This is a genomic window from Pseudolysinimonas sp., assembly GCF_049651805.1.
Classification (GTDB): Bacteria; Actinomycetota; Actinomycetes; order Actinomycetales; family Microbacteriaceae; genus Pseudolysinimonas_A.
This window is the reverse complement of record NZ_JBASCU010000061.1, coordinates 1-9,861: the sequence shown is the minus strand read 5'-3', so window position 1 is coordinate 9,861 and position 9,861 is coordinate 1. Positions and strand designations below refer to the sequence as shown.

Annotated in this window: 10 protein-coding genes and 1 pseudogene; 8 read left to right on the top strand and 3 right to left on the bottom strand. The window is 69.4% G+C overall.

Annotation, left to right across the window (positions count from 1 at the left end):
- The 8 genes from WBL06_RS14915 to nylB all read left to right on the top strand — a co-directional run.
- Positions 1–1,480 (top strand): ABC transporter substrate-binding protein (locus WBL06_RS14915; protein ID WP_424457367.1); only part of this gene is annotated, 1,480 nt, incomplete at its 5' end.
- A 6-nt stretch (positions 1,481–1,486) separates the two neighbouring features.
- The gene (locus tag WBL06_RS14910; RefSeq protein WP_424457365.1) at positions 1,487–2,458 is read left to right on the top strand and encodes an ABC transporter permease; all 972 of its coding nucleotides are present in this window, start codon (positions 1,487–1,489) and stop codon (positions 2,456–2,458) included.
- Positions 2,455–3,327, top strand: coding sequence for an ABC transporter permease (locus WBL06_RS14905; protein ID WP_363746609.1), 873 nt, complete (start codon positions 2,455–2,457; stop codon positions 3,325–3,327). The genes WBL06_RS14910 and WBL06_RS14905 overlap by 4 nt, the downstream gene beginning before the upstream one ends.
- Positions 3,324–4,145, top strand: coding sequence for an ABC transporter ATP-binding protein (locus tag WBL06_RS14900; protein ID WP_363746606.1), 822 nt, complete (start codon positions 3,324–3,326; stop codon positions 4,143–4,145). Before WBL06_RS14905 ends, WBL06_RS14900 begins: the two co-directional genes overlap by 4 nt.
- Positions 4,142–4,930 carry an ABC transporter ATP-binding protein gene (locus WBL06_RS14895; RefSeq protein ID WP_424457362.1) on the top strand — a complete coding sequence of 263 codons (789 nt, stop codon included), beginning with the start codon at positions 4,142–4,144 and terminating at the stop codon, positions 4,928–4,930. The genes WBL06_RS14900 and WBL06_RS14895 overlap by 4 nt, the downstream gene beginning before the upstream one ends.
- The gene (locus WBL06_RS14890; protein ID WP_424457360.1) at positions 4,927–5,994 is read left to right on the top strand and encodes an endo-type 6-aminohexanoate oligomer hydrolase; all 1,068 of its coding nucleotides are present in this window, start codon (positions 4,927–4,929) and stop codon (positions 5,992–5,994) included. The genes WBL06_RS14895 and WBL06_RS14890 overlap by 4 nt, the downstream gene beginning before the upstream one ends.
- 32 nt (positions 5,995–6,026) lie before the next feature.
- Complete coding sequence (locus tag WBL06_RS14885; protein WP_424457359.1) at positions 6,027–6,611, top strand: cytosine permease; 585 nt, start codon at positions 6,027–6,029, stop codon at positions 6,609–6,611.
- Entirely contained in the window at positions 6,608–7,786 is a 1,179-nt protein-coding gene (gene nylB, locus WBL06_RS14880) for a 6-aminohexanoate-dimer hydrolase (protein ID WP_363746599.1), read from the top strand. The genes WBL06_RS14885 and nylB overlap by 4 nt, the downstream gene beginning before the upstream one ends.
- 119 nt (positions 7,787–7,905) lie before the next feature.
- Here the strand turns inward: nylB and smpB are convergent, their stop codons facing one another.
- The 3 genes and pseudogenes from smpB to WBL06_RS14865 all read right to left on the bottom strand — a co-directional run.
- A complete protein-coding gene (gene smpB / locus WBL06_RS14875; protein ID WP_079941835.1) occupies positions 7,906–8,385 on the bottom strand; it encodes an SsrA-binding protein SmpB in 480 nt (159 codons plus the stop codon).
- 250 nt (positions 8,386–8,635) lie between these two features.
- Positions 8,636–9,550 carry a permease-like cell division protein FtsX gene (gene ftsX / locus WBL06_RS14870; protein WP_079941836.1) on the bottom strand — a complete coding sequence of 305 codons (915 nt, stop codon included), beginning with the start codon at positions 9,548–9,550 and terminating at the stop codon, positions 8,636–8,638.
- Positions 9,547–9,861, bottom strand: a pseudogene (locus tag WBL06_RS14865) (hypothetical protein); the annotation flags it as partial. The pseudogene WBL06_RS14865 and the gene ftsX, both read right to left, overlap by 4 nt.

Below are 9,861 nucleotides of genomic sequence, written 5' to 3'. Positions count from 1 at the left end.
CACGGGCACGGGCGCCCTCACCGTGCAGCTGGACTACGACACGAGCGAGGCCGACGGGCTCGACCCCCAGACCGCGCAGACCGACACCTCGTGGATGATCATGGGGCTCGTCTACGAGACGCTCGTGACCACGGACGAGAACTTCGAGATCCAGCCGAAGCTCGCCACCTCCTGGGAGCAGCCGGACGACACGACCTACGTCTTCACGATCGACACCACCGCGACCTTCTCGAACGGCCGCGCGCTCACCGTCGACGACGTCGTCGGCAGCCTCGAGCGCCAGGTCGCGAGCATGAGCGTGTGGTCCGGCCAGATGGGCCCCGTCGAGTCCATCGAGGCCACCGGCGACGATCAGGTCACCGTGAAGCTCGGCAGCCCGTACGCGCCGTTCCTCGCCGCGCTCGCGAACACGCCGGCCGCCATCCTCCCCATGGAGGAGGTGAACGACGGCAGCGTCGACCTCACCACCACCATGCTCGGCACCGGCCCGTACCTCGTCGCCGACCACCGGCAGGACGAATCGTGGACCTTCACCGCGAACCCCGACTGGCACGGCGGCGACAACCTCGCCGTGCAGACCCTCGAACTGCAGATCGTGGATCAGGAGTCGACCAGGCAGGCCGCGCTCCGCGAGGGCAGCACCGGCATGGCGAAGTTCGTCAACATCGACTCGCTGTCGCAGCTCGGCGGCAACGAGGGCCTCCAGATCGTCAAGCAGACGCAGAGCGACCTCTACTACGTCCTCGTCAACTCGCAGAAGCCCGACAGTCCGCTGAACGACCAGGACGTCCGCTTCGCGATCAACACCGCGATCGACCGCCAGGCGATCGCCGACATCGTCTTCGCCGGCGAAACGACCCCCACCGGCATCACCCCCTCGAACCTGCCCGGCGCCTGCCGGGTCGACGAGCTGCCCTCGGAGCAGGCCGCGATCGAGGACGCGAGGGCGACCATCGAGGAGACGGGCGCCGGAGACGTCGAGCTCGACCTCATCGTGGACACCTCGAACCCCGTCATGGCGCAGATCGCCCAGCTCGTGCAGCAGCAGCTCGCGGAGATCGGCGTCACCGTCCGGATCGAGCAGGTCGACAGCGCGATCTACATCGAGCGGGTCTTCTCGGCCCAGCCGGGCGACTTCGATCTGTCGATCAGCTGGTTCGCGGGGTACTCCGATCCCTCCATGGTGACCAAGTGGTGGAACCCCGAGCAGGCCTTCTTCAACGTGGGCTTCACGGGCGTGCACGAGGATCTCAACGCGCTCATCGCCGAGGGCGCGAGCGAGACCGATCCCGACGCGCGCGCCGAGGTGCTGACCGAGCTGTGCGCCTCCGCCGACGAGTACGCCGAGATGGTGCCGCTCGTGCACCGGCCGTCGATCATCGGGTTCGACACCGCGGCGGTGAGCCCGACGATCCAGAGCAACGAGGGGTACGGCAACATCCTCCGCAACATCGCCGACTACCGGATCGCCGGGGAGTAGTCCCGAATGATGCGGATCCTTCGCTGGTCCGCCGGGCGGGTGATGAGCGCGCTCATCACCCTGCTCGGCGTCTCGGTGCTCATCTTCGTCGCGATCCGTCTCATGCCCGGCAGCTACGAGGACATCATCCTCGGCCCGCTCGCCTCCGCCGAGGAGCGGCAGCTGCTCGCCGAGGCGTACGGGCTCGATCAGCCGATCTTCGTGCAGTACTTCGCCTGGATCGGGCAGGTGCTCACGGGGGAACTCGGCACCTCCTACGTCACGCAGAGCTCCGTCTCCGGCGAGATGATCGAGCGCATCCCGGTGACCGCGACGCTCACGATCATGGCGATGGCCGTGACGCTGCTCGTGGGGGTTCCGCTCGGGATCTGGACGGGCGTGAGGTCCGGAGCGAAGCAGGGCGGTGCCGTCGGCCGCGTCGTGTCGAGCATCGGCATCAGCGTGCCGGAATTCGTGCTCGGCAGCATCGTGATCTTCCTCTTCTCGCAGTTCTCGCTCGGCCTGAAGGTCGGCGGGTTCGCGAGCATCGGCACGGGCTTCTGGCCGACGTTCCAGGCGCTCCTGCTTCCAGCGCTCGTGCTCTCCGTCTTCTGCGTCGCGGCGACCGCGCGCACGACGCGCGACGCCGTCATGGGAGTGCTCGTCGAACCGCACATCACGGCCGCCGTCGCGCGCGGGGAGACGGCCGGGCACATCGTGCGCCATCACGTCCTGCGCAACGCCGGGATCCCGATCCTCACGCTGCTCGGCACCATCACCGCCTATCTCCTCGGCGGCGCCGTCATCATCGAGACGCTGTTCAACCTGCCGGGGCTCGGCTCGTTCATGGTCACCGGCCTCGGCCGTCGGGACTTCGCGGTCGTGCAGGCCACCGTGCTCTTCGCCGCCGCCGTCTTCGTCGTGCTGAGCCTCGTGCTCGACCTCATCACGAGCGCGCTCGACCCGCGCGTCGCCGTCACCGGGAAGGCAGGATCATGACCACCTACTCCCTCCCGCTCTCGAAGCGGAAGCGCGCGGTCAAGACCCGCCCGCCCCGCGACGCCCTCTTCATCGCCGCCGCCTGCGCGCTCGGCCTCATCGTGCTCGTCGCTGTGGCGGCCGCCGTCATCCCCTTCGCGGGCGATCCCGCGAGGATCGTCGGCCCGAGGCTCAGCCCGCCCTCTGCGGCGTACCCCTTCGGCACCGACGCCCTCGGCCGCTCGGTGCTGGCGCGCCTGCTGGAGGGCACGCGCACCACGCTCGTCCTCTCCACCCTCGCCGTCGTGTGCACCGCGGTCATCAGCGTGATCCTCGGCCTCGTCGCCGGCTACGCGGGCGGCTGGGCGCGGGAGGTCATCATGCGCCTGAGCGACGTGCTCTACTCCTTCCCGTCGATCGTGCTCGCGATCCTCATCGCGGCGGTGGTGGGACCCGGCCAGGCCGCGGTGCTCTCCAGCATCGTGCTCGTCACGGTGCCGCTCATGACCCGCATGGTGAGCGCGGCGGCGATGTCGGTCGCCAAGCGCGACTTCGTGACCACCGCGAAGATCAGCGGCGTGTCGGCCCCGGTGATCCTCTTCCGCCACCTGCTGCCGAACGTCAGCGGCACCATCGCGGTGCAGGGCACGTACGCGCTGTCGGTCGGCATCCTCGTCGAGGGAGGACTGAGCTTCCTCGGCTACGGCGTGCAGCCGCCGCGGTCATCGCTCGGCCTGCTGATCCAGGAGGGCGGCAGCTACATGCTGCAGGCGCCCTGGCTGCTGTTCGCCCCGGCCGCGGTGCTCGTCGTCGCGATCCTCTCCATCAACCTCATCGGCGACACGATGCGCGATCGGCTCGATCCGCGCGAGACAAGGAGCCTCGTATGACCGCGAACGCCCCCGCTGCCCCGGTGGTCTCGCTCACGGGATTCAGCGCCGAGTACCGCACCCGTCTCGGCGTGACCCGAGCGCTCGACGGGATCGATCTCGATGTCGCCCGCGGCGAACTGCTCGCGATCGTCGGCGAGTCGGGATCGGGCAAGTCCACCGTGTCGCAGGCCATCGGCCGCATGCTGCCGCGCGTCTGCCACGTGACCTCCGGGTCGGTGCACGTGCTCGGCAGGGACATCGCGAGTCTCGCGCCCGATGCGATACGGGCGCTGCGACGGGAATCACTGGGTTTCATCCCGCAGGATCCCATCGCCTCGCTCAACCCGACGATGCGGATCCGTCGCCAGCTCGAGCTCGCGCTCAGGCCGCTCGGACGACCGACCGACCTGGAGTCGCTCACCGAGCTGCTCGCGAGCGTCAAGATCCTCGAGCCGGATCGGGTGCTCCGACTCTATCCGCACGAGGTGTCCGGCGGAATGGCGCAGCGCATCGCGATCGCGCTGACCATGGCGCGCGAGCCCGAGATCCTGATCGCCGACGAGCCCACGGCATCGCTCGACGCACAGGTGCGCGACGAGATCCTGACCCTCATCGTCGACCTGGTGCAGCGCTCCGGCGCGAGCCTCATCTGGATCAGCCACGACCTCGGCGCCGTACGTCGCTGGTGCGACCGGATCGTCGTGATGCACCAGGGGCGTATCGTCGAAGAGGGGCCGGCCGCGCAGGTGCTCGACGAGCCGCGGGCGGACTACACGAGAACGCTGGTCGCCGCGATACCGGGCCGCCAGGATCCCACGACGAAGGAGGCGGAATGATGTCTGCGTCCCATCCGGACACGGATACGGCCCCGGTGCTGGAGCTGCGCGAGGTCAGCGTCGCGTTCACGAGCGGGGCGGGAGCGAAGCGGCGGACCGTCCGCGCCATGAACGCGGTGACGCTCGAGGTCGCCCCGGGCGAGACGCTCGGGCTGGTGGGCGAGTCCGGATCGGGCAAGACCACGACCGCCTCGGTCGCCCTGGGCCTCAAGCGGCCCGACTCCGGCGAGGTGCTGCTGCTCGGCGAACCCTTCACGCGATCGCGCAGGGCCAACGCCGGCAAGCTGCAGGCGGTGCTGCAGCATCCGCACTGGTCGCTCAACCCCCGGCGCAAGGTCGGGGAGTCGGTGCGCGAACCGCTGACGGTCGCGCGGCGCGACCTCAGCCGGTCCGAGCAGCGGCAGCGCGTGACGGAGATGCTCGAGCAGGTGGGGCTGAACCCCGCCTTCGCCGAGCGCTACCCCCACGAGCTCTCCGGAGGACAGCGCCAGCGCGTCTCGGTGGCCCGGGCGCTCGTGACCGAGCCGCGCTTCATCGTCTTCGACGAGGCCGTGAGCGCGCTCGACGTCGCCGTGCAGATGCAGATCCTCGCGCTCATCCGCGAACTGCAGGCGGAGCACCGCTTCGGCGCCCTCTTCATCTCGCACGATCTCGGCGCCGTGGAGCGCGTCGCGGACCGTGTCGCCGTGCTCTTCCGCGGCGACCTCGTCGAGACCGCTTCGACGGAGGAGTTCTTCCGCAACCCCCAGCACCCCTACTCGCAGACACTCTTGGAGGCCCTATGAATACGACACCGGTCCACGCACTCACGGATATCGACGGCGGGATCGTCGTGGATCCCGCGCCCCGCCTGGCGGGCCCGCCCGTCTTCGGCGGCCCGGGCAACGCCGCCTTCGACCTCGTGCCGGTCAGGAGCACCGGGCGGGAGACGCTGCGGTTCGACTTCCCGGGCGTCAGCGTCGGTTCGGCGCACTACGAGGAGGGGCCCACCGGTGCGACCGTGATCCACATCCCCGCCGGCGCCCGCACCGCGGTCGACGCGCGCGGCGGAGCCGTGGGTCTGTCCGGCGGGTACGACTTCAACCACGCCATCTGCCTGGCCGGCGGAGCCAGCTACGGGCTCGAGGCGGGCGCCGGGGTGAGCGGCGCGCTCCTGGAACGCCTCGAGTATCGCACCGGCTTCGCCGAGGCCCAGCTGGTGTCGTCGGCGGTCATCTACGACTTCTCGGCGCGCTCCACCGCGGTCTACCCCGACAAGGCGCTCGGCCGCGCGGCGCTCGAATTCGCCGTTCCCGGTGAGTTCCCGCAGGGGCGGGCGGGCGCGGGCATGAGCGCGTCCGCGGGCAAGGTGGACTGGGACCGCACCGAGATCACCGGGCAGGGCGCGGCGTTCCGTCGTCTCGGCGACGTGCGCATCCTCGCCGTCGTCGTGCCGAACCCGGTCGGCGTGATCATGGACCGCGCGGGCGGGATCGTGCGCGGCAACTACGACGCGCAGACCGGGGTCCGGCGCCACCCGGTGTTCGACTACCAGGAGGCGTTCGCCGAGCAGCTGCCGCCCGTCACCCAGGCGGGCAACACCACGATCAGCGCGATCGTCACGAACGTGCGGATGAGCCCCGTCGAGCTGAACCAGTTCGCCAAGCAGGTGCACAGTTCGATGCACCGCGGCATCCAGCCGTTCCACACCGACATGGACGGCGACACGCTCTTCGCCGTCACCACCGACGAGATCGATCTGCCGACGACCCCGGGGTCGTCGCGCGGGCGGCTGTCGGTGAACGCGACCGCGCTCGGCGCGATCGCCTCCGAGGTGATGTGGGACGCCGTCCTCGAGGCCGCGAAATAGGGGCATCGGCCCCGCAACAGGAGAGGAAGACATTGGACATCATCACCGCGACGGTGACGGGCACGGATCCGGGAAGCCGGGGCGCCGAGATCGGGAGCCGCTTCGGGGAGGGGATCCGCGACGCGGTCGACGGCATGACCACCTACACCGCCAGCATGGCGTTCCAGTCGATCGGCATCCCGATCCGGCGCATCCCCTCGGCCATCATCATCGGCGTGCTCGGCACCTTCTTCACCATCTACCTGGTCATGTCGACCAGCCTGCTCGACGCGGTGAACATCATGCTGCAGGTGCTGATCCTCATCTCGGCTCCGGGCATCACCGTCTACTGCATGGACATCTGGCTGCGCCGCAACCGATACGATGGCCTCGATCTCTTCGACGAGCGCCGGGGGGCGAAGTACTGGTACACCGGCGGCTTCAGCATTCCCGGCCTCGCCGCGGGGATCATCGGCGGCGCTGCCGCCTCCTTCTTCCTCACCACCGATTTCTGGAGCGGCGCGGTCGCCGAGGCCATGGGCTACATCGATCTCTCCGCCCCCGTCGCGATGATCGTCAGCGGTGGCCTCTACTATCTCTTCACCCGCCGCGGCTACACCTTCGGAGACACTCGATGAACGCACGTTCCACCGGCCAGCACCCCGCCAGGTATCCCGGAGCCGCGGCCGGGGAGCCGACACTCGACAGCTGGCAGGAGGCCCCGCACAACCGCTGGGCCTTCGCCCGCCTGGGCGAGCTGCTGCCCACGGCGGCGGTCTCCCGGCGCGACCCGGCGACGCCCGCGGAGCCCGTCGTGCGGCTCGACGCGCTCGCGACGCGGCTCCCCGATCTCGAGCAGCGGCTCGAGGAGACCTGCACCGACGCATTCCTCGTGCTGCGCGGCTCCGAGGTCCTCGCCGAGTACTACCGGGCGGGTTTCGCACCCGACGACCGTCACCTGCTGATGAGCGTCTCGAAGTCGCTGTGCGGCACGGTCGTCGGCGCGCTGATCGACGAGGGGCGCATCGATCCCGCGCAGCCCGTCACCGAGTATGTACCCGAGCTCGCGGGCTCCGTCTACGACGGGCCCTCCGTGCTGCAGGTGCTCGACATGCAGATCTCGATCGACTACAACGAGGACTACGTCGATCCGGCCTCGGAGGTGCAGACCCACGATCGCTCCGCCGGCTGGCGCACGCGGCGAGACGGGGACCCCGCCGACACCTACGAGTTCCTCACCACCCTCCGCGGCGACGGCGGCACCGGCGAGTTCCAGTACTGCTCGGCGAACACCGACGTGCTCGCCTGGATCGTCGAGCGGGTCACCGGTCTGCGCTACGTCGAAGCGCTCTCCACGTACCTGTGGGCGAAGCTCGACGCCGATCGGGATGCGACCATCACGGTCGACCAGACCGGCTTCGGCTTCGCGAACGGGGGCGTCTCCTGCACCGCGCGGGATCTCGCACGCGTGGGCCGCATGATGCTCGACGGCGGCGTCGCTCCCGGCGGACGGGTCGTATCGCAGGGCTGGGTGGAAAGCGTGCTGGCCGGCGGCTCCCGCGAAGCCATGCCCGACGAGGGTTTCACCTCCGCATTCCCCGAGGGCAGCTACACGCGCCAGTGGTGGTGCACGGGCAACGAGCGCGGCAACGTGAGCGGCATCGGCATCCACGGCCAGAACCTCTGGCTCGATCCGCGCACCGACTCCGTGATCGTCAAGCTCTCGTCGTGGCCCGATCCCGACACCCGGCACTGGCACGGGCTGCAGAGCGGGATCCTGCTCGACGTCAGCCGTGCCCTCGACGCGGTGTAGGCGGCGTGACCGGCGTCGGCACCGCGCCGGTGGATCCTGCGACTGCCTGACGCGGTGGCGCCACCGCGTCAGGCGCGGCGCAGGATCCGCCCGCGACGCGGGGACACCCGAGGGAGCGCCTACTCCCCCATCCGGTTGCGGGTGCGCATCGCCCGTTCGGCCTCGCGCTTGTCCTGCCGCTCGCGCATGGTCTGGCGCTTGTCGTACTCCTTCTTGCCCTTCGCGAGGGCGATCTCGACCTTCGCGCGGCCGTCGAGGAAGTACAGGCGCAGCGGCACGATCGTCATGCCGCCCTCGCGGGTCTTCTGGTAGAGCTTGTCGATCTGCTGGCGGTGCAGCAGCAGCTTGCGCTTGCGGCGCGGCGCGTGGTTCGTCCACGAGCCGTTGAGGTACTCGGGGATGTAGGCGGCGTCGAGCCAGGCCTCGCCGCGCTCGATGAACACGTATCCGTCGACGAGCGACGCGCGTCCCATGCGCAGCGACTTCACCTCGCTGCCCGTGAGCACCAGGCCCGCCTCGTAGGTGTCGAGGATGTGGTACTCGTGCCGGGCCTTCTTGTTGGAGGCGATCAGCTTCTCGCCGGTCTCCTTCGGGCTCATGTCACATCCTTCCTGCGGCCGGGGTGGTTCGGGGTCCGCGCTCACGCGCGAAGAACCAGCTTATCGCACACCGCCGCCGTTCCGCCCGCCACGCCGAGCCGCCCGGCCTCGAGGCGCCCGAACCGAGCCGATTGCTCCAACCCGCACGGATTATCGGCGCGGGAGGGCTCGGGCTCGCACGATGGGCTCGGTTTCGACGAGCCCCGGCCCCGAGATCCGGATCCGCGGCCCGCCCCGGGGACGCTCTGCGCTACACCCGCAGGTATCTGGTGATCGCGATCTTCGCCGCGATCGCCGAGAGCACCACTCCCACCAGCACGAGGATCGGCGGCACCACGAGCGCCTGCTCCACCGTGATGTAACTCGTGAACGGCACCTCCCGGGCGAGGAATCCCTGCACGAAGAAGCGCACGATCGCCACCGACGCGGCGCTCGCGAGCACGGCGCCGAAGAGCGCGGCGATGATGCCCTCCAATATGAAGGGGGTCTGGATGAACCGGTTCGACGCGCCCACGAGGCGCATGATCCCGATCTCCCGCCGGCGCGAGAACGCCGAGAGCCTGATCGTGGTCGAGATCAGCAGCATGGCCGCCACCAGCATGAGCCCCGCGATGACGATCGCCGTGTAGCTCGCCACCCCCAGGAACAGGAAGATCCGATCGAGCAGGCTGCGCTGGTCCGAGACGCTCTGCACGCCGGGGATGCCCGAGAACGTCTCCGTGATGATGTCGGAGCGCGAGGGATCCTTGAGCTTGATCCAGAAGGTCTGGTTGAGCTGCTCCGGCTTCGTGATGTCGACGATCGGGTTGCCCTCGAACTGCTGCACGAACTCCTTGTAGGCCTGCTCGTGCGTCACGAAGAAGAAGTCGTCGACGTAGGGGCGCAGCGTGTCCGACTGCAGCGCCTCCTCGACGGCCGCGATCTCGTCCTCGCCCGCGTCCTCGCCGGCGCAGGTCGAACTCTGGTCGTAGTCCGTGCAGAGGTAGACGGCCACCTGCGCGCGGTCGTACCAGAACGTCTTCATCTGCTGGATCTGCAGCTGCATCAGGATCGCCGCCCCCACGAAGGTGAGCGACACGAAGGTCACCAGCACCACGGAGATGACCACCGACATATTGCGGCGCAGGCCGTTCCAGACCTCGCCGAGCACCAGTCCCGCCCTCATCGCACCGGCCCCACATCCGTCTGGTCGTCGTTCTTCCGGCGCAACCCGAGGTGCTCCGCCAGGCTGCCGGTCTCGGACATGCGCACGGGATCCATCGGGCGATCCGGATCGAGGAAGCTCGGGATCCGGCGCGCCTGCGGCCCGCCGGAGCGCACCGTGTCGTCATCGTCGATGTCGGAGTCGTCGGGGCTCTGTTGCAAAGATTGGCGGCAGTCAGAGGTAGGCTGTCGCTCTGCGCCGATCAGGCGGCTGCTGCGAAATGGTGGTTGAGCATGCCCATGGCCTCCGTCAGCGCCGAGGGCCCAATGCCA